The following is a 22784-nucleotide window of genomic DNA, read 5'->3' as shown; positions in this document are numbered from 1 at the left end:
TGTTCTGCCGTGGCATCAATTTCAATCACTTCAGCAGGTTAGGAGAGCGCCATGGATATGCGCCGTCTGGGAAAAACCGGTCTTTCGATCGCGCCGATCGTCTTCGGGGGCAATGTCTTTGGCTGGACCGCCGATGAAAAAACCTCCTTTGCGATTCTCGACGCCTTCTTCGACGCTGGCCTCAACACCATCGATACCGCCGACGTCTATTCCGCGTGGGTGCCGGGCAACAAGGGCGGCGATTCCGAAGAGATCATCGGCAAGTGGCTGAAGCGTGGGAAGGTCTCGCGCGACAAGACTGTTGTCATCACCAAGGTCGGCTCCGACATGGGCCAGGGCAAGACGCTCAAGGAGACCTACATCTTGAAAGCCGTCGAGGATTCGCTCGCGCGACTGCAGACGGACTATATCGACCTCTACCTCTCGCACTGGCCCGACGAGAACACGCCCTACGAAGAGACGCTCGGTGCGTTCGCCAAGCTGAAACAGCAGGGCAAGATCCGCGCGATCGGTTGCTCGAACCTCGACGCCACCCAGCTCAAGGCATCCTTCGATGCCGCCGAAGAGGCAGGGTTGCCGCGCTACGACGTGATTCAGCCTGAGTACAATCTCTACGCACGCGACAGCTTCGAGGGCCCGCTTGCCGATCTCTGCGCCAGGGAAGACATAGGCGTCATCACCTATTTCAGCCTCGCCGCAGGCTTCCTCTCCGGCAAGTATCGCACGAGGGCCGATACGGCAGGACGGGCGCGCGAGGGCCGGGTTTCGGAATATCTCAACGACAAGGGCTTCCGTATTCTGGCCGCCCTCGACAAGGTCTCGGCCGAGACCGGCGCAAAGCCGGCCGAAATCGCGCTCGCGTGGCTGCTCGCAAAGAAGGGCGTGACGGCGCCGATTGCCAGTGCAACCAGCCTTTCGCAACTTCAGAGCCTCGTCAGATCGACGACGCTCAAGCTTTCGGACGATGCCATCGCGCTGCTCGACAAGGCGGGCGCCTGATCGGGAGAAAATCATGACCGTGACGATCCGCGACGCAAGGCCTGACGATGAGACCAGATGGCGCGAGCTCTGGGCCGGGTATCTCGCGTTCTACGATGTCACCGTCGATGCTGACATTACCGATTTCACCTGGTGCCGGGTCTTCGATCCGGCGTCGGCGATTGCCATGCGCGTTGCGGAGATCGAGGGAAACGTCATCGGCTTCGCGCTCTACCTCACGCACGAGGGAACGTGGATCAGCGGCAAGGACTGCTATCTCGAGGATCTCTTCGTCGATCCCGAGGCTCGCGGCATGGGTGCCGGGCGGGCGCTGATGGACGACCTCGTCGCACTCTGCAAGATAAACGGCTGGGCGCGGCTTTACTGGCACACAAGCGAACAGAACAAGACGGCGCGGGCGCTGTACGACAGCTACGTCGAAAGCGACGGCCATATCCGCTATCGGGTCAATTTCTGAGCGGCGGGAAGCCCTCGTAGAACGAGGCGTGATCGCCTTCCCAATTCGCCATGCCTGGCTTGGTGAGAATGCCGCGCGGCCTCACATAGCTCTGGATCACGCGCAGCGGCCGCTCGTGCCATTGGATGTTGAAGGCCCAGAGCTTGGGGAAAAAGCAGAGCGCGGCATAGGGCAGATGATCGTGGATCCACCACGCCAGCTTCTGCCAATCCTGCTCGTTGCCGTAGGTGTCGAGCATCCACGGCACGACGATGCAGGCGGTCGCCCCCACGCACCCGTCGATATCGCGCCGGTCCCAAATGTGATCGGCAGCCGTTGCGGCGTTCGAGGAACAGTTGAGATTGTTCCTGTTGCCGAAGTGATTGACCTCTGCCGAGCGATATCCGGAGCGGATGTGCAGGCGGCCGAACGTCGCCTGAAGCGGCTCAAGCAGTTCCTCGCAGAGACGCTTTCCGGCTTCGATCGCGAGCTGCGGATCGTCGGGGATGTTCGGGATGCGGTAGAAATCGGCGATCTCAGAATGCAGGAAATCGCGCAGGAAGAAGTTCTTCGACAGGCGCGCGCGACCCAGATCCTCCAGCCCTTTCATCGATCCCGGCTTCTTCATCTGCGCCCCTCCTTTGAGATCAGAGTGCAACTTTGCCCGTTTTCAAACGCAACGCCACCCGAAACGATCGGAACAATTCGCAGCTCGCCACCACCGCCGCAAACCAGCGGCCCGGTCTTGCCCATCGGGTTCACCGAAACCGAAGTACCGATCTTGCCGCACTGTCTCATCGCGCTATGCTTTAACATAAAAGCCCGGGAGGCGAGACATGTCGGATCAGCAGGCAGTCGAGGCGGTTGTCCATCTCTACGTCGAGGGCATGACCTTCGCCAACGAAGCCGCGTTGCGAAAGGCGTTTCATCCGCAATGCGCGGTCATCGGACATTATGAGAATGCGGTGGAGTGGCTGACCCGCGACGAGTTCATTGCCGCCATCGTGGCCGAGGGGGCTGCACCTCCCGGCACACAGCCGCATATGGATATCCAGATGCTGGATATCGTCGGCGATGCAGCCAGCGTCAAAGTCAGCGACAACTTCGCCGGGATGCTCTTCACCGACTACCTGTCGATGCTGAAGATCGAGGGCCGCTGGACAATCGTCAATAAGCTCTACTATCTGCACACTTAAAGAGGCCGGCGACGAGGCTTTTGACCGCCTCATTCCTGTGCTTGTCACAGGAATCCAGCCACGGCGCGTCCGCGCCGTGAAAAGAGGTCTTCCGTGCTCAAGGACTTGAGCACGCTGGATCCCCACCACACGGGCGAGGATGAGGGGAGATTGGGGGCCTCGCCGGCCTCTAATCTCACGACTGCCTGCACTCAGGCTCTCAGGACGCCGCCGGTGAACTTCGTCACGCCGGCGACGATCTTCAGGGTCAGCGCCTCGAAATCCTCGTCGGTCAACGTGCGATCGACCGGCTGGATTTGCACTTCGATCGCCACCGACTTCTTGCCCTCGCCGACTGAAGCACCTTCAAAGACGTCGAAGACGTTGACCGACGTCACCAGCTTGCGGTCGGCGCCCGACGCAGCCTTGATGATCGCGCCCGCTTCGACCGACTTGTCGACCACGAACGCGAAGTCGCGCTTGACGGCCTGGAACGGCGAAAGCTCCAGCGCCGGCTTGGTGCGGGTGGCCTTCCTCTTCGGCTCAGGCATCGCGTCGATATAGACTTCGAAGCCGCAGAGCGCGCCCGACACATCGAGCGCTTCGAGCGCCGAGGGATGGAATTCCCCGAAATAGCCGAGAACGACCTTCGGGCCGATCTTGATCGTGCCGGCGCGGCCGGGGTGATACCATTCAGGACCGCCTTGCTCGATCTGGATGTTGCCCGTCGGCAGGCCGCAGGCTTCGATCACCGCCAGCGCATCGGCCTTGGCATCGAAGACGTCGACCGGCTTGCCGCCACCCTTGGAATTGTTCGACCACAGGCGGCCGGCGCCGGCAAGCGAGGCCGTGCCGCGGCGGATGCCGCCGGCAACGCGGCGCTGGCCTTCCGGCCTGTCGTTTTCGTAGGTGCCGGAGACTTCGAACATCGCGACGTCGCCATAGCCCTTGTCGGCATTGCGCTGTGCGGCAGTCAAAAGACCCGGCAACAGCGAAGGACGCATATCGGACATTTCGGCCGCGATCGGATTGGCGAGCTTGAGTGCCGCCGAGCCACCGCCAAAGAGCTTTGCCTGATCCTCGGGGATGAACGACCATGTCACGGCTTCCAGCATGCCGCGCGAGGCAAGCGCGCGTTTGGCCGTACGGGTGCGGATCTGCAGCGTCGTCAGGATCTTGCCGTTGATGGCCACACGGCTTTCCAGCGGCGCCGGCTTGATGTTGTCGACGCCGTGGATGCGCATGACCTCTTCGACGAGATCGGCCTTGCCGTCGACATCGGGCCGCCAGGAGGGGACGGCGACCGAAACGCGCGCGCCGGAACCGGACGCCTTGAAGCCGAGGCGCGTCAGGATCTGCACGCTCTCGTCGGTCGAGACTTCCAGACCGGTCAGGCGCTTGACCTCAGAGAACGGGAAATCGACGATCTTTGGCGTATACGCCTTGTAGCCGACGACATCGGCCTTGGCGGGCACGCCGCCGCAGAGTTCGAGAACGAGTTCCGTCGTGCGTTCGATACCCGGAACCATGTACTCCGGATCGACGCCGCGCTCGAAGCGGTAACGGGCGTCGGTGATGATGCCGAGACCGCGGCCCGACTTGGCGATGTTCATCGGATCCCAGAGAGCGGATTCGATCAGCACGTCCGTAGTATTCTCATCGCAGCCGGAATGCTCGCCGCCCATGATGCCGCCGATCGATTCGATGCCGTCGTCGTCCGAGATAACGACGTTGTTCGGATTGAGCGTGTACTCGCGCTGGTCGAGTGCTAGGACGGTTTCACCGTCCTTTGCCCGGCGAACAGTCAGATTGCCGGTGACCTTGGCGGCGTCGAAGACGTGCATCGGCCGCCCCTGGTCGAAGGTCATGTAGTTGGTGATATCGACGAGCGCGTTGATAGGACGCAGGCCGATGGCGGTGAGCCGTTGCTGCATCCATTTCGGGCTCGGGCCGTTCCGAACGCCGCGCACGAGGCGGAGCGCAAAGCCGGGGCAGAGCTTTTCGTCGTCGAGATCGAGCGTCACCTTGACGGGCGTTTCGCCTTCGACGGCAAAAGAAGGGGCAGGCCGCGTCTTCAGCGTGCCGAGGCCGGAGGCGGCCAGATCGCGGGCGATGCCGTAGATGCTGGTGCAGTCCGGACGGTTCGGCGTCAGGTTGATCTCGATCATGGGATCGTCGAGATGGGCATAGGCGGCGTAGCTGGTGCCGACGGGCGCATCCTGCGGCAGATCGATGATGCCGTCATGGCTGTCGGAGATCTGCAGCTCCTTTTCGGAGCACATCATGCCGTGGCTTTCGACGCCGCGAATGTTTCCGACGGCGAGCGTCACGTCGATGCCGGGAACATAGGTGCCGGGTGCCGCGAAGGCGCCGATCAGGCCGGCGCGCGCATTCGGTGCGCCGCAGACGACCTGGACGGGCTTGCCCGCGCCCGTGTCGACCGACAGAACCTTCAGGCGATCGGCCTGCGGATGCTTTTCGGCCGAGAGGACCTTGGCGATGACGAAGGGCTTGAACGCGGCCTTGTCGTCGACGTCCTCGACCTCCAGCCCGATCATCGTCAGGCGGGCGCAGATTTCATCGAGGGTGGCATCCGTTGCCAGATGATCCTTCAGCCAGGAGAGTGTGAATTTCATGATCTCAATCCTCCTTACGCGCTCAGGCCGCCGAACAAGGTCGGCATGTCGAGCGGGCGGAAGCCGTAGTGGGTCATCCAGCGAACGTCGGCGTTGAAGAAGTCGCGCAGGTCGGGCATGCCGTATTTCAGCATGGCGATGCGATCGAGGCCCATGCCCCAGGCGAAACCCTGATACTCGTCCGGATCAAGCCCGCCATGGCGCAGCACGTTCGGATGGACCATGCCGCAGCCGAGGATCTCCATCCAGTCGGTGCCTTCGCCGAACTTGACGATCGGGCCCGAACGGTCGCACTGGATGTCGACTTCGAAGGACGGTTCGGTGAACGGGAAGAAAGACGGGCGGAAGCGCATGGTCACGCTGTCGACCTCGAAGAAGGTCTTGCAGAACTCTTCGAGGACCCAGCGGATGTTGGCGACGTTCGCCTTCTTGTCTATGACCAGGCCTTCGACCTGGTGGAACATCGGCGAATGGGTGGCGTCCGAATCCTGGCGGTAGGTCTTGCCCGGGATAATGATGCGGATCGGCGGGCTCGAGGCCTCCATGGTGCGCACCTGCACCGGCGAGGTGTGCGTGCGCAGCACCTTGCGCTCGCCGTTCTCGTCCGGATTGAAGAAGAAGGTGTCATGCATCTCGCGGGCCGGGTGACCCTCCGGGAAGTTCAGCGCCGTGAAATTGTAATAGTCGGTCTCGACATCTGGACCTTCGGCGATCGAGAAGCCCATGTCGCCGAAGATCGCGGTGATCTCGTCGACGATCTGGCTGATCGGATGGATGCGGCCGCGCTCGGCAGGCGACGAGCGCACCGGGAGGCTGACGTCGACGGTCTCGGCCTTGAGGCGGGCATCGATCGCGACCTTCTTGAGGTCGGCCTTGCGGGCGTTGATCGCGTCCGTCACCGAGGTCTTCAGCGCGTTGATCGCGGCTCCGCGCATCTGCCGCTCTTCCGGCGACATGGCGCCGAGCGTCTTCAGCAGCTCGGACACCGAGCCCTTCTTGCCGAGCGCGCCAACGCGCACCGCTTCGATCGCGGGCTCATCTGCAGCGGCTGCCACATCAGACAGAAGTTGCTTTTCCAGAGTGTCGAGTTCGGTCATCTTTTCCTGCCTCACGGGGGCGTCAGTCTTGTCGATAATTCACGAAACATGCGTCAGATAGCTCGTCGCCACGATGAAACGTCGCAGATCACTACCCATGTGCACGCGGCCGATCAACCGGGCAGCCGATAAAAAGCCGCCCAGAAAGCCGGTAAGCTTGTGCAGCTCGGCAACGGCCTGCGGGGGTGCAACGTCTGCCCACGCCTTGTAAGCCCGATCATGCGTTTTCCTGCCCAGTTGCGCGCGTGTTGCCACCTGCAGAAAGAGCAGCCAAATATCGCGCGCCTGGGCGACCTCCAGCGGCATGACCGTGCCGGGCTCTTCCTCGAAATCCATGAAGCCGATGTGGCCCTCCTTGAGGAACATATCGCGCGGATAGGGGCGACCGTGGCACAGCCCCTTCGCATGCAGCCGGCCGAGTTCGGCCGCGCAATGGATCAGCATGTCGTCGTGCGCGGCGGCATCGACGTCAACGATCTCGTGCAGATACCGGTCGACCGTGCGTCCAGCATCGCTGAAGACCACGGCAGCGCCGGACGAATAGATGACACGCGCCGTCGGGACGTCGTGTGCGGAGAACTCCGCGATGCGGCGGATTTCGCGCTCCGCCATGCCTTCGTCACCGAGGACCGGCGACGGCCGCAGGAACGGCGCACGAAGAAGGTCGGCGATCGTCCGCTGAAGCGCGACCCACCGCGAGGCGCGCTCGGTGCCGTAGCGCTTGATCCAGACCGCACCACTCGACAGGACGACGCGCTCGACGCGCCCGGAGCCGCTGATGAGCGCCGATAGCAGGACGGGAACGTCCTCCTCGCGCAAGCCCCGATCGGCTATCAGATTTTCGAAATCGGTCGCCACGTCTTTCCGACGTCCTTGTCCAGTTGAAAACGAAAGAACCCGCGCAAGCATTGCCAGCGCGGGTTCCAAATCGTCGAAACGAGAGTCCGAATTGCGCCGGCTTAGTTGACGGCTGCTTCGAACTCGTTCTTCGTGCCGGCGTCCTTGAGGTACTCGAGAGCCTTCTTGGAGGCTGCGACGAGCGCGCCGAATGCTTCCGGCTCATGGATCGCCATGTCGGAGAGAACCTTACGGTCGACTTCGATGCCAGCCTTGTTCAGGCCGTCGATGAAGCGGCCGTAGGTCAGGCCGAATTCGCGGACAGCAGCGTTGATACGCTGGATCCAGAGAGCGCGGAAGTTGCGCTTGTTGACCTTGCGGTCGCGGTACGCGTACTGCTTGGAGCGATCGACCGCTGCCTTGGCCGTACGGATGGTGTTCTTGCGGCGGCCGTAGAAGCCCTTAGCCTGCTTCAGAACCTTCTTATGCTTGGCGTGAGACGTTACGCCTCTTTTTACACGTGCCATTTCATGATCTCCTTAATCTACAACGTTCGCGGAATAGTCTTAGAGACCGTTCGGCAGGTAGTTCTTCACGACCTTGCGGCCATCTGGTTCTGCGAGAACCATCGTGCCACGTGCATCGCGAATGAACTTGTTGCTACGCTTGATCATGCCATGGCGCTTGCCAGCAGCGGCGGCCTTGACCTTACCGGTTGCGGTGATCTTGAACCGCTTCTTGGCAGAGGACTTCGTCTTCATCTTGGGCATTTTGCTACTCCGTTTCTGTACCCCCTGCGCACTTCATCAAAGAAGCCTTCTCGCGATGTCCGGTTTTCCGGTCGTCGCAACAAGGTGCGGGAGCGTTCGTTGTTGATCTGCGGCTCCGGTGATGAACCGTTCCGCAAGCATTCGACACTGCCACGGCATGCCCTGCCGGTCAGTTCGGACGCGCGCTTATAACCGCAGCGCCATAAAAGTGCAACGGGGCGGACCGAGGAATCTTACCGGACCGGCTGCGGGACCCGACGATCGCCCAAAATACAAAAGCCGCCCTTGCGGACGGCTTTGATACGGTGGCGACGCGCCTTACTTTGGCGCGAGTACCATCATCATCTGGCGGCCTTCAAGCTTCGGCTCGGCTTCGACCTTGGCAAACTCCAGCGTGTCGGCCTTCACCTGCTGCAAAAGCTTCATGCCGAGTTCCTGGTGGGCCATTTCGCGACCACGGAACTTCAGCGTCACCTTGACCTTGTCGCCTTCTTCGAAGAAACGGCCCATTGCCTTCATCTTCACTTCATAGTCATGAGTGTCGATGTTCGGGCGCATCTTGATTTCTTTGACTTCAACGATCTTCTGCTTCTTGCGCGCCTCGGCGGCCTTCTTCTGGTTTGCATATTTCAGCTTGCCCAGATCGAGGATCTTGCACACAGGCGGTTCAGCATTGGGGGAAATTTCCACCAGGTCGAGGCCAGCTTCTTCAGCCATTCTCAGGGCCTGGTCGGTCGCCACGACGCCTAAATTCTGTCCTTCAGCATCGATCAGCTGAATTTTGGGAATGCGAATTTCCCGATTCGAGCGCGGCCCTTCCTTAACGGGCGCGTCGGTTTTAAAAGGTCTGCGAATGGTCGTATTCTCCTCGCGTTGTTTCGGATCGCTGCAGCAAGGTACCCCCCACCAAGGAGGGCAAACCTAGTTTCGCCGTCGCTGCAACGCAGTCATTAGCACGCTTTAGCGGAAAAATCACCCGCTGTCAGCCTGTCAAGAATCTGTTTTATAGGTCAAAACAACCGGAGTTCCGCCATGTCTGACGCAAATCTCGCTCATGATCACCAATTTCTGACCGTCGGAGACGGTGAGGCCGCCCGCGAGATTGCCTACATCGTGCGCCCCAGCGCCACGGCTGCGGCCGGCCCCGCGCTCGTCTGGCTGTCCGGATACCGATCCGACATGAGCGGAACCAAGGCGGTCGAGCTCGACAGGCTGGCGGCAGAAAGCGGGCTCGCCTGCATTCGGCTCGATTATTCGGGCCACGGGCTCTCCGGCGGGACCTTCGCCGACGGCACCATTTCACGGTGGCTCGAAGAAGCGCTTGCGGTCATTCTCCATGCCGGCCCGGCTCGCGCCATTCTGGTCGGGTCTTCGATGGGAGGATGGATCGCGCTTCGTCTCGCGAAGGAGCTTTCGAAGAAAGCCGGGGCGCCGGCGCTTGACGGAATGGTGCTGATTGCACCGGCACCTGATTTCACATCCGACCTCATCGAACCAAACCTCACCAAGAAAGAGCAGAAATCGCTGGCCGAGCGCGGCTTTTTCGAGGAACGGTCGGCCTACAGCCTCGAACCCAACATCTATACCCGCAGCCTGCTCGAGGACGGTCGCGAGAACCGCGTGCTGACGGGCATCATCGAAACCGGCTGCCCGGTGCATATCTTGCAGGGAATGAAAGATCCGGATGTTCCCTACCAGCACGCGATGAAGCTCGTCGAGCATCTTCCCGCAGACGATGTGGTCCTCACTTTCGTTCGCGATGGCGATCACCGGCTGTCGCGCCCACAGGACATCGACCGCATGCTGCAGGCGGTGAAAGGCCTCATTCGCTAACTCGACATCGAGGGGAACGGACGCGAAATCCTAACGCATTTTAACCATGTCCACCGCTTCTCACCCCTCCGCCAGAAGTATCGATTGACTCTCCGAGCGTCTCACCGTTAACTTTTTGTTAACAATATAAGGGCGATGCAAGGAACGGTGGGCGTGCGGATCAAGGGATTCCTGGTGGCCATGATGGCCATGTTTGCTATGTCGACAGCCGCGACGCCGGCTTCGACGAACACCCTCTCAATGGTGACCGGCGCCGCTACATCGCAGCCAATCGGCCACTACGAGTTCTGCCAGACCCATCACGATGAGTGCGGGGCAAACCGAATCACGGCCGCCGCCGAAATGTCGAACGAAAAGTGGGCGCTCATCCGCTCCGTCAATGGCACGGTCAACAACAGCATCACGCCTATGACGGACAAGGAAATCTACGGCAAGGATGAAGTCTGGGCCTATCCGACCACAGCCGGCGACTGCGAGGATTTTGCCCTCCTGAAGCGCCGCATCCTCATTCAGCGCGGTTTTTCGCCGGCAAATCTTCTGATGACCGTCGTTCGCAAGCCCGACGGCGAAGGTCATGCCATTTTGACGCTGCGCACGACGAAAGGCGACTTCGTCCTCGACAACCTCGCCTCCACCGTCAAGCCGTGGTTCGACACGCCCTATTCCTTCATCAAGCGCCAATCGAGCTACAATGCCGGCCGCTGGGTCACCATCGAGAATGGCCGTGACGTTCTGGTCGGCGCGCTGAAGTAGGCAGCGTAAGTTTGGATCAACAAAGGCCGGCGCCATGCCGGCCTTTTTCGTCGGCAGACGTCAACTATTTCCAATCAAGATGCCCGCGCCGAGAACAAGCCCGCCACCGACGACGACCTGGAATGCGGCGCGCAGGAACGGCGTTTCCATGAAGCGGTTCTGTATGAAGGCGATCGCCCAGAGTTCGAAGACGGCGATGACCACGGCAAGTGTCGTTGCCGTCAGGAAGTCCGGGATCAAATACGGCAGGGTGTGGCCGAGACCGCCCAGTGTCGTCATGATACCGCAGGCCAGGCCCCGCTTGATAGGCGAACCGCGCCCGGAGATCTTGCCGTCGTCGTGAGCGGCTTCGGTGAAGCCCATCGAGATACCCGCGCCGACGGATGCCGACATGCCGACCAGGAACGTCTGCCACGTGTCCTGCGTGGCAAACGCTGCCGCGAAAATCGGGGCCAGCGTCGAGACCGAGCCATCCATAAGGCCCGCCAGACCGGGCTGCACGTAGGTCAGCACGAACTGGCGCCGCACTGCCTTGTCCTCTTCCTGCCTTACCGCTTCAGGAGCGTGCTTCTCGCCGAGCATGCGCGTAATGTCCTCGTGGCCCTGCTCCGCGAGCGCCAGGTCACCCAGCAGCTGGCGCGTCTGCGCATCGGCAACGCGGCCCGCTGCCTCGACGTAGAACCGATAGGCTTGACGTTCCATGGCTTCGGCTTCGCCGCGGATCGTGTCCAGCGACAGGTTTCGCCGCAGCCAATCCGGCTTGCGTTCATAGAAGCCCCGGACGTGCTCCCGGCGGATCAACGTGATGCGTTCCCCGAAGCGTTGCCGATAGATCGCGATCAAAGACGTGCGGTGGGTATTTTCGACTTCGGCCATTTCTTCGAAGACCTTGGCGGAGGCCGGGTAGTCTGCCTTCAGCATCTCGGCATAGGCCAGATAGATCCGGGCATCATCCTCTTCGGATGCGATCGCGAGCGCCAGGATTTCCTGCTCCGACAGAGACTCGAAGGAACGTTTTGGTGATCTGAAAAGACGACTCAGCATGGCTTCCTCATTTTAGAATTATTCTAAAATATAGCGAGCCGAAATTGAGGTCAAGGCCATCGCTGCCGCAGCGCCGCAAGAGCCGTCTTCCGCGATCTGAGATCGGAGATCTGTCGGCATCCCCAAGAAGGCGCTTATAGTACAAAAACGAATGCGCCATCCGATGGAATGTAGACTTTTCTGCACGCAAAAGTATATTCAACTATTCTAACGGTAGGATTCAGCGCGAAACCAAAGAAAAAGCCGGTTGAATTTTGCAACTGTAGGGTTGAGATATTGAGAAACCTCGGCATAGTACAGGATGCAATTTATTGCTTCACAAGGGAACACTAAAGTGCCAGATCCGGTGGATATAATTGTCGGGCAGAACATCAGAACGCTTCGCGCGAAACGGCGGATCTCGCAGCTGGAACTGGGTGAAGCGCTCGGCCTGACATTCCAGCAAATCCAGAAATATGAGAAGGGCACCAACCGGGTGTCGGCGAGCAAGCTCCACCAGATAGCCGTGTTCCTGGGTGTGGATATATCGGCCTTGTTCGAAGGCGCCAACACGACTGCCAGACCGGGACTGAGCCCAGAGGCGTATGAACTGGGCGTCAGCTACGACAGGCTCCGCTCCACCGCAGGCAAGGAAGCGGTCAAAACCATTCTCGACCTGATGAGCGGCGAAGCCTATGCCTGAGGCCTTCGGGCCATGGCTCGGGTTTTGATAGCGTGATCAGTGCAGGTCACGCTCGTGCAGCGCGACGAGCAAGTCATCCTGCGTATCATGACCGGCATGGTACAGGTCGATCGCGATGCTGGCGATCGCAAGGCCTTGCTGGCTGCGAAGCTTGATATTGCGCTCTGCGCACCACGTGTAGAGTGCGCCCGCAAGTACGTCGACATCATCCGACTGCAAAGACATGGTGGCGGCTACCGTCATGGAAGTTGCCCTTGGTTTAATTTTTCCCCTGCCAGCATAGTGAATGCATTCGACGGCGCTGCAAAGCGCGATCCGATAGCTGCGTTAACGCAAGACAGATGAACCGCGTGACCTGTTTCAGAATGAAACGAAATGATGAACCGGACTACTCGGACGCCACCCTGAAACCGTCCTGCGAGAACGTGCAGGCTTCTATGGCGTCCAGCATCTTCTGGAATCGGGGATGGTCCCGGATCGAATCCAGATCCGAATCGTGCTCGAACCAGAGTATCTGGTAGCACGAGGACTGCGGCAGCAGCGCTTCGAGGATATCGAGCGCCGTATCGCACTCGTTCAACAGCGCGTAGACGCAAGCGACGTTATACTGGGCCACGATGTCGTCGGGGTCGATCGCCTGGGCGCGCTTTACCCACTCCTTGGCGCGTGCGTGATCGCCCATATGCGCCAAGGCAAGCGCGCCCCTGTGCGCCGGGCCGGCGTTCTCCGGATGGCTCTCCAAGGCGCGCTCGGCCCGTTCTATGCCGATGCGCGCCCAATTCTGTCGCTCCTCCTGAAGGCCGAGCGAACGGGAGGCGCTCATCAGATGGATGGGCGACAGGTAATCATCGGGGCGTATTTGCGATGCCCTCGTGAAGAAAGCGATCGCACTTTCGAATTTTCCCTGCATGAACAGGAAACGCCCATAGTGGAAATTGGCCTCATAAAGATCAGGCTCAAGCGCCAGGGCTTTCTCGAACTCGACCAGCGCTTGCTGGTCGCGCCCGTCCTGATGCAGCGCCAGGCCACGCGAGGCGTGCGCCTCGGCCAGATTCGGATCAAGCGCCAGCGCCTTGGCGGTGAGATCCAGAATGCCTTCGAGCGTATAATCCCCGGCGTGCCAATCCCGCAGAGCGGATTCGCAATCGGCAATACCGGCGTAGGCGCGAGCATAATCCGGGTCGAGCGCGACGGCGGTTGAGAACATCCGGCGCGCCATGAGCAGGTAGTGCCTCGTCCAGGTATGCGAAAACTGCCGGCCTCTCAGGTAGTAGGTGTAGGCTTCGACGTTGCGGGTCGGCTCCGTCGATATCGCCTGCTTTTCCTCCGGCAGCAGTTTGATCTTGAGTTGATCGACGATGGCATTTGTAATCTCGTCCTGAATGGCGAAAATGTCCGTCAGGTCGCGGTCAAAGCGGTCGGCCCACATATGCGTTCCGTTCCTCGCGTCAATCAGTTGTCCGGTGATGCGCACGCGCTCGCCGGCCTTGCGCACGCTTCCCTGCAGGACGAAGTTGACGCCGAGCTCGGCCGCAGCCTGCTTCACCTGCACCGACTTTCCCTTGTAGGTGAACGCCGTGTTTCGCGCGACCACATAGAGGTTCGAAATCTTCGAGAGGTCGGTGATGATGTCTTCCGTGATACCGTCGGAGAAATACTCCTGTTCCGGATCGCCGCTCATGTTGGTGAAGGGCAATACGGCGACCAGTTGCTTGTGCTTCTCCTTGGCTGCCGCGAGCGCTGCCTCGTTGACCTTGAGAGGCAAGGCGCGCTTGGCAGAGATCGCATAGACCCTGACGGGTTTTTCGATGTTCTTCAGCGCATACTCGCCCCTGTCCTCGAACGACAGGCTGAGCCGCGTTCCCACATGATCCCTGGCGGAAGCAGAAATCGCTATGCCTCCTGGGTCGGCAATCGCTTCCAGGCGCGCGGCAACGTTGACGCCGTCGCCGAAAATGTCGCCGTCCTCGACGATCACGTCACCGAGATGTATGCCGATTCGAAATTCGATGCGCTGATCGTCGGCTACCGTCTTGTTGCGTTCGGCCAGGGCCCGCTGCATTTCGCTGGCGCAGGCAACCGCGTTGACGATGCTGGAAAACTCCACCAGCATGCCGTCGCCCGTCAGCTTGACGATACGCCCGCGGCAATGCGCTATCTTCGGATCAACAACCTCGCTGCGGCAGAGTTTCACCGCATCCAGCGTTGCCTGTTCGTCAGTAGTCATCAACCGGCTGTAACCGACGATCTCGGCTGCGAGAATAGCTGCAAGACGGCGTTCCAAGTGAACCTCGGCGCTGGCTGAACAATCACGGGTGAAGTCTATTCTATTATAAACCTATACCGATAGATTTAGACTCAATTAATAGAGAGCTTAAAAATACAAAAGTCGAGTCTCTTCGACAAGAACATGTCTGATTGTTGCATCGACAAAATAGAAAGGCCCGGCTGAAACAACCGGGCCTTGGAAATGAAAGCGGACATCCGGCATCAGTTCTCGAAGAATTCCTTCATCCGGGCAAAGAAGCCCGTCGACTGCGGGTTGTTCTCCTTCGAAGACAACTCTTCAAACTCCTGCAACAGCTCGCGCTGGCGCTTGGTGAGTTTCTGCGGCGTCTCGATTTGGATCTGGATGTAGAGATCGCCCGTCTGCGCCGAGCGCAGAACCGGCATCCCCTTGGCCTTGAGGCGGAATTGCTTGCCGGCCTGCGTGCCTTCCGGCACGGTCACCCGCGACTTGGTGCCGTCGAGGGTCGCCACGTCGAATGTGCCGCCAAGCGCTGCCGTCGTCATGGAGATCGGGATGGCGCAATAGAGGTCGGCCCCGTCGCGCTGATAGAACTCATGCGGCTTGACGGAGAGGAAGATGTAGAGATCGCCTGCCGGTCCGCCACGGGTGCCGGCTTCGCCTTCGCCCTGCAGACGGATCCGCGTGCCGTCCTCGATGCCCGACGGGATGTTGACGGAGAGCGAACGCTCTTCCGTCACACGGCCCTGGCCGTGACACTTGGCGCAGGGATCGGGAATGATCTGGCCGCGGCCATGGCAGGTCGGGCAGGTGCGCTCGATCGAGAAGAAACCCTGCGCCGCGCGAACACGACCCGACCCCTGGCAGGTGCCGCAGGTCTTCGGCTGCGTGCCAGGTTTCGCGCCGGAACCGGAACAGACGTCGCAGGTGATCGACGTCGGAACGCGGATCTGCGCGGTCTTGCCGGAGAAGGCTTCCTCCAGCGAAATTTCCATGTTGTAGCGAAGGTCGGCGCCGCGTTCGCGTCCACCTGCCGAGCGCTGCCGCTGTCGGCCGCCGCCCATCATCTCGCCAAAGATGTCCTCGAAGATGTCGGAGAAGCCACCGCCGGCGAAACCACCGCCGCCGCCGCCCATCCCGCCATGCTCGAACGCTGCGTGACCGTAGCGGTCGTAGGCTGCCCGCTTCTGCGGATCCTTCAGCGTCTCGTAGGCCTCGTTGATTTCCTTGAACTTGTGCTCGGCGCTGTGGTCGTCCGGATTCTTGTCCGGATGGTACTTCATGGCCAGCTTGCGGAAAGCGCTTTTCAGCTCTTTTTCGTCCGCCGTCTTGGCGACACCCAGCGTTTCATAAAAATCGGCTTTTGCCATTAAGGATCAGACCCCGGAAATGGATATCCGGCTGCCATGGTGAGCAGCCGGAATGTCAGTTTCAAGCTTGACCGGCAGGTCGCTTACGCGGACTTCTTGCGGTCGTCGTCCTTGACTTCTTCGTAGTCGGCATCAACGACATTGTCGTCGCCGCCTTCCGCGGAGGCATCTGCCGAGCCACCTTCGGCCTGCTGGGCCTCATAGATCGCCTGACCGAGCTTCATGGAGACTTCCATGAGGGTCTGGGTCTTCGCCTTGATGTCTTCAGCATCCGGGTCGGCTGCTTCGGTAGCAGACTTCAACGCTGCGATCGCATCGGAGATCGCCGTGCGATCGGCTTCGGAAACCTTGTCGCCGTAATCCTTCAGCGACTTCTCGCTGGAGTGGACAAGGCTTTCAGCCTGGTTCTTGGCTTCCACGCCTTCGCGACGCTTCTTGTCGGATTCGGCATTGGCCTCGGCGTCCTTGACCATCTTTTCGATGTCGGCGTCGGAGAGACCACCGGAAGCCTGGATGCGGATCTGCTGTTCCTTGCCGGTGCCCTTATCCTTGGCAGACACCTGCACGATGCCGTTGGCGTCGATATCGAAGGTGACTTCGATCTGCGGCATGCCGCGCGGAGCCGGCGGCAGGCCGACGAGGTCGAACTGACCGAGCAGCTTGTTGTCGGCAGCCATTTCGCGCTCGCCCTGCGAAACGCGGATGGTGACGGCCTGCTGGTTGTCGTCAGCGGTCGAGAAGGTCTGCGACTTCTTCGTCGGGATAGTGGTGTTGCGCTCGATCAGACGCGTGAAGACGCCGCCCAGGGTTTCTATGCCGAGAGACAGCGGGGTTACGTCGAGGAGCAGAACGTCCTTGACGTCACCCTGCAGAACGCCGGCCTGGATGGCGGCGCCGAGCGCAACCACTTCATCCGGGTTTACGCCCTTGTGCGGCTCCTTGCCGAACAGCTGCTTGACGACTTCCTGGACCTTCGGCATGCGGCTCATGCCGCCCACGAGAACGACCTCATCGATTTCAGCCGGCGTGACGCCTGCATCCTTCAGGGCCGCCTTGCACGGTGCGATCGTGCGTTGAACCAGATCGTCGACCAGGCTCTCGAGCTTGGCGCGCGTCAGCTTCAGCGTCAGGTGCTTCGGACCGGTCGCATCAGCGGTGATGAACGGCAGGTTGATTTCGGTCTGCTGGGCAGACGACAGTTCGATCTTCGCCTTTTCCGCAGCTTCCTTGAGGCGCTGCAGGGCAAGCTTGTCGCCCTTGAGGTCGATGCCGTTGTCCTTCTTGAACTCGCCAACGAGATATTCGACGAGACGCATGTCGAAGTCTTCACCGCCAAGGAAGGTATCGCCGTTGGTGGACTTCACTTCGAAGACGCCGTCGCCGATTTCGAGGATCGAAATATCGAAAGTACCGCCACCAAGGTCGTAGACGGCGATCGTCTTGCCTTCCTTCTTGTCGAGACCGTAGGCAAGCGCTGCCGCCGTCGGCTCGTTGATGATCCGGAGAACTTCAAGACCAGCGATGCGGCCTGCATCCTTGGTTGCCTGGCGCTGCGCGTCATTGAAATATGCGGGAACGGTGATGACGGCCTTTTCAACCTTTTCACCGAGATAGGATTCGGCGGTTTCCTTCATTTTCTGAAGGATCATCGCGGAAATCTGTGCGGGGGAATAACCCTTGCCCTGGGCTTCGACCCATGCATCGCCGTTGTCGCCCTTGACGATGTTGAACGGTACGAGGCCCTTGTCCTTTTCGACGGTCGGATCTTCGTAGCGGCGGCCGATCAGGCGCTTGACAGCGAAGAGGGTATTCGTCGGGTTGGTGACCGCCTGGCGCTTTGCCGGCTGGCCGACGAGGCGTTCGCCGTCATCGGAAAATGCCACCATCGAAGGCGTCGTGCGCGCACCTTCGGCATTCTCAATGACCTTCGCGTCCTTGCCGTCCATGACCGCGACGCAGGAATTCGTTGTTCCAAGGTCGATACCAATTACTTTTGCCATGTCATTCTCTCCTTGAAGCAAGCTGTCGGAACCCCGAGAAGGCATTTCGCTGACAGCCCCTTACGGGATTGGTCTTTAAGATTAACGCAATCGTGATTGCGGTGATGCGGCGTATATAAGGAGCGGTTTTCGCGACTGCAAGGCGGGAAATAGGCTGAAAACCGGCAAAACGAGCCTACGACAATTAATTTTCACAGAGGCGGGATCAGCACATTTTTTCTTTCGCGGCTGTGCCGCTATTGGCCCATGATCAGGTCGAGAAGCGTCGTGCGACGAGGACGCCCCGAAGGAGCCTCTTCGGCGCTGCCGATATCGCCCGGAGGAACAGCGTCTCCATAGCCATAGCGGCCGTCCTCTGCGATATCGGCGGGCGGAACCGGACCGCCGCCATCCGGGGAAAGCGGCTGCCGCCCGGGACGGGACGGCGCCTGCGGATACTGGCTTTCCGAGCCGCCGAAAACGCCGGAAATGATATTGCCGATGGTGGTCCGCTCCTGGGCAGGCTGCTGCATGCCGGGTTCGGCCGAGACCATCGGCTGGCCGCTGCCGCTCAGGGCGCCCGGGTCGCTCATGAACTGGCCGCTGCCGAAGAGCGGGGCTGGCGACAGTCCCTTGTGGGCGGCAGTCATGAATTCCTGCCAGGCCTTGGCCGGCAGGCCGCCGCCCGTCACCTTCTTCATCGGCTTGCCGTCATCATTGCCGAACCAGACACCGGTGGTCAGATTGCTGGTGAAGCCGACGAAGAGCGCGTCGCGCGAGTTCTGGGTGGTGCCGGTCTTGCCGGCCGCCTGCCAGCCCGCCAGCTTGGCGCTCCTGCCGGTGCCCTGATCGATCACGCCCATCATCATCGCGTTCATGTTGGCGGCGATCGTCTCCGAAAGGACACGCGGCGGGCTGTCGTAGGTGTTCTCGTAAAGCACCTTGCTGCCATCGGCCGTCGTGACGCGGCGAATGACGTGCGGCGTCGCCTTGTAGCCGCCGTTCATGAAGGCCGCATAGGCGCCGGTCAGTTCCATGAGCGACACTTCCGAGGTGCCAAGCGCGATGGAGGCATTGGGCTGCAATTCCGACTCGATACCGAGGCGATGCGCCAGCTTGATCACCTGGTCAGGGCCGTCGTACATCACCAGCTGGGCGGCCACGGTGTTCAGCGATTTTGCCAGGGCGGTAGCGAGCGTCACCTCGCCGTTGTATTTCTTCTCGTAATTTTCCGGCGTCCAGTCGCCGATCCGGATCGGAGCGTCGTTGAAGACGGAAAATGGCGTCAGGCCCTTTTCCAGGGCCGCGGCATAGACGAACGGCTTGAACGACGAGCCCGGCTGGCGCTTGGCCTTCACCGCGCGGTTGAACTGGCTGTCGGCATAGTCGCGGCCGCCGACAAGGGCGCGAATTGCGCCTGTGCCGTCGAGGGAAACGAGCGCTGCCTGCGAGGCGTCGAGCTTCGCACCGTCCTTGTTCAGCACGTCGGTCAGGGACTGCTCGGCGCGTTTTTCCAGCCCCTTGTCGATGGTGGTGTCGACGACGACGTCCTCCTTGACGTCACCGATGAGGCCGGGCAGCTGGTCCATCACCATATCTGCGACATAGTGGCCGGCGCCGGACCAATAGCGCTTTGCCTTGGCCGGCGTCTGCGACATCGCCGTCTTGACCTCGTCGCCCGATATGTAGCCCTGATCGCGCATCGCCTGGAGCACCACCTGCGCGCGGGCATTGGCCGCTTCCGGATCGCGTGCGGGCGACAGGCGCGACGGTGCCTTGACGAGGCCGGCAAGCAGCGCCGCCTCACCGAGGTTCACATCCCGTGCGGACTTGTTGAAATAGCGACGCGACGCCGCCTCGACCCCATAGGCGTTCGAACCGAAAAACACGCGGTTCAGATACATCGCGAGGATCTGGTCCTTGGTGTATTTCTGCTCGAGCCACAGCGCCAGCAGCACCTCCTGCACCTTGCGCTCCAGGGTGCGATCCGGCGACAGGAAGAGGTTCTTGGCGAGCTGTTGGGTCAGGGTCGAGCCCCCCTGAACCATGTGGCCGGTGGTGATATTGGTCACAAAAGCGCGGGCCAGTCCGAGGGGATCCACGCCGAAATGGGAATAGAAGCGGCGGTCCTCGATCGCGACGATGGCTTCGGGAATGTAGGGCGACATCTCCTCAAGCGCGAGCGCCTCGCCGCCGGTAGTGCCGCGATTGGCAATGACGCTGCCGTCGACGGCGGTGATCTTCACGTTCGGGGGACGATCGGGGATGGCCCAGGTGCTGGCGCTCGGCATACGCGAGCCGTAGTAGACGACTAGGCCCGTCACCCCGATGCCGGCCCAGATACCAAGCACGATGCACCAATAGACCATCCTGCGGATAAAACCGAAGAAACCGCCGCCTTCGCGCTCGCGCGGCTGCCGGCGCTTGCGACGCTCGGGCTGGCGGGATCGCGGCGACTTCGATGCCGGCCGTTTTGCAGCCCGCCCGCCGGCCACGCGGTCGTCGGCGTCGAGCGCGAAATCATCGTCATCGTCGCGGCTGTCGCGGCCACTGAAGGACGGCTCGATTCTATCGCGTGATCTGCCTCTGCCTGCCATCTAGGACCGGTCGAACTCCATTTTTGCCATGCAAACCCGATGTTTGCGGCGTCCGCCCTCAACCGGACGGTTCTCTACCCGGTTGAACTTTAAATGAGGCGATTTAAGGGGTGGTTAAGAAGTCGTTAGGCACGCACAACGGCTTTCAAATCCAGCCCTCGGAGATGGAAACGGCGCAAATTTTCGCCGCAATAATGCCCAGTTTGGTTCAGCCTCCATTCACCTGCCGAGCCTTCTAATCGCGAAGCAAGGGACTTGCAGAACAGAGGTGTAGAGATGCGCATGACAACGATCGCCTTGGCGATTGCAATGAGTGGATTTGGCGTTTCAATCGCCGAAGCAATGCCGATCGCGCCAGTGGAAAGCGGTGCGACCAAGAATGCCGTGCTTGTCGATTATGCCTGCGGACGCGGTTATCACCTGACGCCCTGGGGCAATTGCCGACCGAACTGGAGGCAGCCACCGCCGCCACGCTACGGCTGGCGCTACGAGCGCTCCTACGGATGGGGTGATCGTCCGCCTCCACGCCGCGGCTGGGACGACGACCGATCATGGGGTCGTCGCCCACCCCCATGGATGGGAGAGGGCTACGGTCGTTATTGACCGTCGGCATTGACCTAGACGTCGGCAAGCATTCAACGAGGCCCGGCAGTTTGTCCGGGCCTTTTTACTGGCCGCATCGAGCCACGTAATTTTAGCATGGCTGCCATTCGTTGCGACCGTCACAAATCTGACATATAGCCAGCCGACTTGCGCCTAAGATTAGCGCAGCACGCGCAATATGTAGGCACACATGACCATTGATTCTGCAACCACCGACGAGTTCAGGCCCCGCGAAATCTGGAGCGTCCAGGAGTTTGCGCGCCGATATCGCCTGACCAAGATGGAAGAGAGCCGCCTCAAGATGCTGTACGGTCCGGTCGCGGAGATGCGCGACCTGATGGCTGGACGGGAGAAATCTGTTTCTGCCTGGTGAGCGGGAACCATTAGCGCGCGGATGAATTTCAGATGTAGCGAAGCATATTGAAGCTTCGTCGTTGATCGGCCCTCTCCCCTCAAACGAGCCGATCGAAATTAGGCCCGGAGTCTCCCTAGAGCGCCGGGCTTTTCTGTGTCTCGAAGCAGAGGGTGCGAAACAAGAAGGGGGCGATCTTGCGACCGCCCCATTCGTCTTACTGCCTGTTTGGATCGCAGGATGGGTCGCCGGGCTGGCATGCCGGCGGCCCCCGATGATCGCGGCGGCGGCCTTGATTGGCGCCGTCATCTTGCTGCGGCGGCCGCTGGAAATTTCCACGATCATGATCGCGAATGCGCTGGTTCTCACCCCGATCGAACTGGTTTCGATCTCGAGTGAACTCCGGCGGCCGATTGTCGGGCCGACGATCAGGGCCGCGGTCAGCGTTTGGACGACGATCCGGCTGGCCATTGAAATCCGGCCGCCAGTCAGGATTGCGGTTGTTGTCCGGCCGGCGATCCGGGCCTCGCCCGAAGTCCGGCTGGGGACCGGGACCACGGTCGAAGCCGGGGCGCGGTCGCCCGGGGCGGTCGAAATCCGGGCCGCGATCGGGCCTGACGATGGCCGGGCGGTCATAGACGGGATTACGGCGCCAGCGATCGCGATCGCGGTAAAAATCGCGGTTGCGATAATAGCGGTCCCAATAATTGCCGACGCTAAAGACAACGGTCGGGATCCCCAACGGGCGGTAGTATTCCGGCCCGACATAGACGCGACGTTCCTGGTAGAGAGCCTGCACGTAGCGTCCGGCGACCCAGCCGCGCCCGCCGTAAAACTCGACGTCACACCATGGAACATCTGCAAGGCAGCCGTGGATCTCAACCGATTCGCCGGCGGGAATAACGGTGACGGACGGATATTGCGTACTCGGCCCTGCACGCATGTTGACGTTGGCCGTCGCAAAGCCGTCCGCCGCTTCGGCAATGGCCGGAGACAGCAAGAATGCGGCTGCGGCTGCGATTTTCATCAATCTGGTCTTCACACTTTCACTCCCTGCTGATGCAGCCCGTCTGCGCCGCACCGAAACGTTCCGGGCGGGCATCCGCCCGCCAAAGGACAAATGTAGAGTGCCTGCCGCCAATCGCTCGACGGCAATCATTCAGCTTTGTCTTTCAATGACTTATATGGATGGTTCGATGAACCCAGCTTGAATGGCGAAATTTGCCGCCAGCCCTTGAAAGCGGACCCGGGCATACCGATATAAGGTCCATAGATTGCAGCTGTCGAAATGCTGTGCGCGCCTAGCGTTTGCCGATTTCGACAACTTGATCCGGATAAGACGTTAACGATTCGTTAACCTTTCGGGATCAGTC

Annotated in this window: 22 protein-coding genes; 8 read left to right on the top strand and 14 right to left on the bottom strand. The window is 60.7% G+C overall.

Translation table 11 applies throughout. From position 1 onward, the window contains the following. The first annotated feature begins 51 nt into the window (after positions 1-51). Positions 52-999: an aldo/keto reductase gene (locus AC1DMK_RS13525; protein ID WP_477859625.1), complete on the top strand. Its 948-nt coding sequence runs from the start codon at positions 52-54 to the stop codon at positions 997-999. Between the two features lie 13 nt (positions 1000-1012). Next, the gene (locus AC1DMK_RS13520; RefSeq protein WP_477859623.1) at positions 1013-1456 is read left to right on the top strand and encodes an N-acetyltransferase family protein; all 444 of its coding nucleotides are present in this window, start codon (positions 1013-1015) and stop codon (positions 1454-1456) included. On the opposite strand, the gene AC1DMK_RS13515 is transcribed toward AC1DMK_RS13520, so the two are convergent. Continuing rightward, positions 1446-2063 carry a hypothetical protein gene (locus AC1DMK_RS13515; protein WP_037062669.1) on the bottom strand — a complete coding sequence of 206 codons (618 nt, stop codon included), beginning with the start codon at positions 2061-2063 and terminating at the stop codon, positions 1446-1448. The two genes, AC1DMK_RS13520 and AC1DMK_RS13515, sit on opposite strands and share 11 nt — an antisense overlap. 208 nt (positions 2064-2271) lie before the next feature. On the opposite strand from AC1DMK_RS13515, the gene AC1DMK_RS13510 reads away from it, so the two are divergent. Continuing rightward, positions 2272-2631: a nuclear transport factor 2 family protein gene (locus AC1DMK_RS13510; protein WP_037062671.1), complete on the top strand. Its 360-nt coding sequence runs from the start codon at positions 2272-2274 to the stop codon at positions 2629-2631. A gap of 191 nt (positions 2632-2822) precedes the next feature. Here AC1DMK_RS13510 and pheT read toward each other — a convergent pair whose 3' ends face one another. The 6 genes from pheT to infC all read right to left on the bottom strand — a co-directional run bounded on the left by pheT (position 2823) and on the right by infC (position 8805). Then, positions 2823-5246, bottom strand: a complete 2424-nt coding sequence (gene pheT, locus AC1DMK_RS13505; protein ID WP_037062673.1) for a phenylalanine--tRNA ligase subunit beta — start codon at positions 5244-5246, stop codon at positions 2823-2825. Between the two features lie 14 nt (positions 5247-5260). After that, the gene (pheS, locus tag AC1DMK_RS13500) at positions 5261-6343 is read right to left on the bottom strand and encodes a phenylalanine--tRNA ligase subunit alpha (protein WP_477859621.1); all 1083 of its coding nucleotides are present in this window, start codon (positions 6341-6343) and stop codon (positions 5261-5263) included. 39 nt (positions 6344-6382) lie between these two features. Next, positions 6383-7201, bottom strand: coding sequence for a BUD32 family EKC/KEOPS complex subunit (locus AC1DMK_RS13495; RefSeq protein ID WP_477859619.1), 819 nt, complete (start codon positions 7199-7201; stop codon positions 6383-6385). Positions 7202-7302: 101 nt separating this feature from the next. Next, positions 7303-7707: a 50S ribosomal protein L20 gene (gene rplT, locus AC1DMK_RS13490; protein WP_037062676.1), complete on the bottom strand. Its 405-nt coding sequence runs from the start codon at positions 7705-7707 to the stop codon at positions 7303-7305. Between the two features lie 39 nt (positions 7708-7746). Continuing rightward, positions 7747-7950, bottom strand: coding sequence for a 50S ribosomal protein L35 (gene rpmI / locus AC1DMK_RS13485; RefSeq protein ID WP_007813308.1), 204 nt, complete (start codon positions 7948-7950; stop codon positions 7747-7749). A 318-nt stretch (positions 7951-8268) separates the two neighbouring features. Further along, complete coding sequence (infC, locus tag AC1DMK_RS13480) at positions 8269-8805, bottom strand: translation initiation factor IF-3 (protein ID WP_057472423.1); 537 nt, start codon at positions 8803-8805, stop codon at positions 8269-8271. 177 nt (positions 8806-8982) lie between these two features. On the opposite strand from infC, the gene AC1DMK_RS13475 reads away from it, so the two are divergent. Both AC1DMK_RS13475 and AC1DMK_RS13470 read left to right on the top strand, forming a co-directional pair. Then, entirely contained in the window at positions 8983-9783 is an 801-nt protein-coding gene (locus AC1DMK_RS13475) for an alpha/beta fold hydrolase (protein ID WP_037062680.1), read from the top strand. Between the two features lie 153 nt (positions 9784-9936). Further along, positions 9937-10536, top strand: a complete 600-nt coding sequence (locus AC1DMK_RS13470; protein ID WP_037062681.1) for a transglutaminase-like cysteine peptidase — start codon at positions 9937-9939, stop codon at positions 10534-10536. A 60-nt stretch (positions 10537-10596) separates the two neighbouring features. Here AC1DMK_RS13470 and mbfA read toward each other — a convergent pair whose 3' ends face one another. Continuing rightward, a complete protein-coding gene (gene mbfA / locus AC1DMK_RS13465) occupies positions 10597-11580 on the bottom strand; it encodes an iron exporter MbfA (protein WP_477859616.1) in 984 nt (327 codons plus the stop codon). Between the two features lie 334 nt (positions 11581-11914). Between mbfA and AC1DMK_RS13460 the strand changes: the two genes are divergently transcribed. After that, on the top strand, positions 11915-12262 hold the full coding sequence (locus AC1DMK_RS13460) for a helix-turn-helix domain-containing protein (RefSeq protein WP_037062684.1): 348 nt from the start codon (positions 11915-11917) through the stop codon (positions 12260-12262). A gap of 36 nt (positions 12263-12298) precedes the next feature. Here AC1DMK_RS13460 and AC1DMK_RS13455 read toward each other — a convergent pair whose 3' ends face one another. The 5 genes from AC1DMK_RS13455 to AC1DMK_RS13435 all read right to left on the bottom strand — a co-directional run bounded on the left by AC1DMK_RS13455 (position 12299) and on the right by AC1DMK_RS13435 (position 20456). Next, the gene (locus tag AC1DMK_RS13455) at positions 12299-12505 is read right to left on the bottom strand and encodes a hypothetical protein (RefSeq protein ID WP_037062685.1); all 207 of its coding nucleotides are present in this window, start codon (positions 12503-12505) and stop codon (positions 12299-12301) included. A 145-nt stretch (positions 12506-12650) separates the two neighbouring features. After that, complete coding sequence (locus AC1DMK_RS13450) at positions 12651-14546, bottom strand: TPR end-of-group domain-containing protein (protein WP_037062686.1); 1896 nt, start codon at positions 14544-14546, stop codon at positions 12651-12653. A gap of 206 nt (positions 14547-14752) precedes the next feature. Further along, on the bottom strand, positions 14753-15880 hold the full coding sequence (gene dnaJ / locus AC1DMK_RS13445) for a molecular chaperone DnaJ (protein ID WP_037062688.1): 1128 nt from the start codon (positions 15878-15880) through the stop codon (positions 14753-14755). A gap of 83 nt (positions 15881-15963) precedes the next feature. Then, on the bottom strand, positions 15964-17880 hold the full coding sequence (dnaK, locus tag AC1DMK_RS13440; protein ID WP_037062690.1) for a molecular chaperone DnaK: 1917 nt from the start codon (positions 17878-17880) through the stop codon (positions 15964-15966). A 236-nt stretch (positions 17881-18116) separates the two neighbouring features. Beyond that, a complete protein-coding gene (locus tag AC1DMK_RS13435; RefSeq protein WP_477859613.1) occupies positions 18117-20456 on the bottom strand; it encodes a transglycosylase domain-containing protein in 2340 nt (779 codons plus the stop codon). A 276-nt stretch (positions 20457-20732) separates the two neighbouring features. On the opposite strand from AC1DMK_RS13435, the gene AC1DMK_RS13430 reads away from it, so the two are divergent. Beyond that, positions 20733-21059: a GCG_CRPN prefix-to-repeats domain-containing protein gene (locus AC1DMK_RS13430; protein ID WP_477859611.1), complete on the top strand. Its 327-nt coding sequence runs from the start codon at positions 20733-20735 to the stop codon at positions 21057-21059. 190 nt (positions 21060-21249) lie between these two features. Next, complete coding sequence (locus AC1DMK_RS13425) at positions 21250-21432, top strand: hypothetical protein (protein ID WP_477859609.1); 183 nt, start codon at positions 21250-21252, stop codon at positions 21430-21432. A gap of 196 nt (positions 21433-21628) precedes the next feature. Here AC1DMK_RS13425 and AC1DMK_RS13420 read toward each other — a convergent pair whose 3' ends face one another. Further along, positions 21629-22453 (bottom strand): SH3 domain-containing protein, encoded by an 825-nt coding sequence (locus AC1DMK_RS13420; protein WP_477859607.1) that lies wholly within the window; start codon positions 22451-22453, stop codon positions 21629-21631. Between the last annotated feature and the right edge of the window lie 331 nt (positions 22454-22784).

The organism is Rhizobium sp. 05L419 (assembly GCF_056397845.1).
The sequence above is the reverse complement of the archived record's forward strand: the minus strand, read 5'-3'. Positions and strand labels throughout refer to the sequence as shown.

What these genes read in the sequence shown, in the direction of transcription:
- AC1DMK_RS13525 (WP_477859625.1), top strand. Translation starts at nt 52, where the DNA reads ATGGATATGCGCCGTCTGGGAAAAACCGGTCTTTCGATCGCGCCGATC.
- AC1DMK_RS13520 (WP_477859623.1), top strand. Translation starts at nt 1,013, where the DNA reads ATGACCGTGACGATCCGCGACGCAAGGCCTGACGATGAGACCAGATGG.
- AC1DMK_RS13515 (WP_037062669.1), bottom strand. Translation starts at nt 2,063, where the DNA reads ATGAAGAAGCCGGGATCGATGAAAGGGCTGGAGGATCTGGGTCGCGCG.
- AC1DMK_RS13510 (WP_037062671.1), top strand. Translation starts at nt 2,272, where the DNA reads ATGTCGGATCAGCAGGCAGTCGAGGCGGTTGTCCATCTCTACGTCGAG.
- pheT (WP_037062673.1), bottom strand. Translation starts at nt 5,246, where the DNA reads ATGAAATTCACACTCTCCTGGCTGAAGGATCATCTGGCAACGGATGCC.
- pheS (WP_477859621.1), bottom strand. Translation starts at nt 6,343, where the DNA reads ATGACCGAACTCGACACTCTGGAAAAGCAACTTCTGTCTGATGTGGCA.
- rplT (WP_037062676.1), bottom strand. Translation starts at nt 7,707, where the DNA reads ATGGCACGTGTAAAAAGAGGCGTAACGTCTCACGCCAAGCATAAGAAG.
- rpmI (WP_007813308.1), bottom strand. Translation starts at nt 7,950, where the DNA reads ATGCCCAAGATGAAGACGAAGTCCTCTGCCAAGAAGCGGTTCAAGATC.
- AC1DMK_RS13475 (WP_037062680.1), top strand. Translation starts at nt 8,983, where the DNA reads ATGTCTGACGCAAATCTCGCTCATGATCACCAATTTCTGACCGTCGGA.
- mbfA (WP_477859616.1), bottom strand. Translation starts at nt 11,580, where the DNA reads ATGCTGAGTCGTCTTTTCAGATCACCAAAACGTTCCTTCGAGTCTCTG.
- AC1DMK_RS13455 (WP_037062685.1), bottom strand. Translation starts at nt 12,505, where the DNA reads ATGACGGTAGCCGCCACCATGTCTTTGCAGTCGGATGATGTCGACGTA.
- dnaJ (WP_037062688.1), bottom strand. Translation starts at nt 15,880, where the DNA reads ATGGCAAAAGCCGATTTTTATGAAACGCTGGGTGTCGCCAAGACGGCG.
- dnaK (WP_037062690.1), bottom strand. Translation starts at nt 17,880, where the DNA reads ATGGCAAAAGTAATTGGTATCGACCTTGGAACAACGAATTCCTGCGTC.
- AC1DMK_RS13435 (WP_477859613.1), bottom strand. Translation starts at nt 20,456, where the DNA reads ATGGCAGGCAGAGGCAGATCACGCGATAGAATCGAGCCGTCCTTCAGT.
- AC1DMK_RS13430 (WP_477859611.1), top strand. Translation starts at nt 20,733, where the DNA reads ATGCGCATGACAACGATCGCCTTGGCGATTGCAATGAGTGGATTTGGC.
- AC1DMK_RS13425 (WP_477859609.1), top strand. Translation starts at nt 21,250, where the DNA reads ATGACCATTGATTCTGCAACCACCGACGAGTTCAGGCCCCGCGAAATC.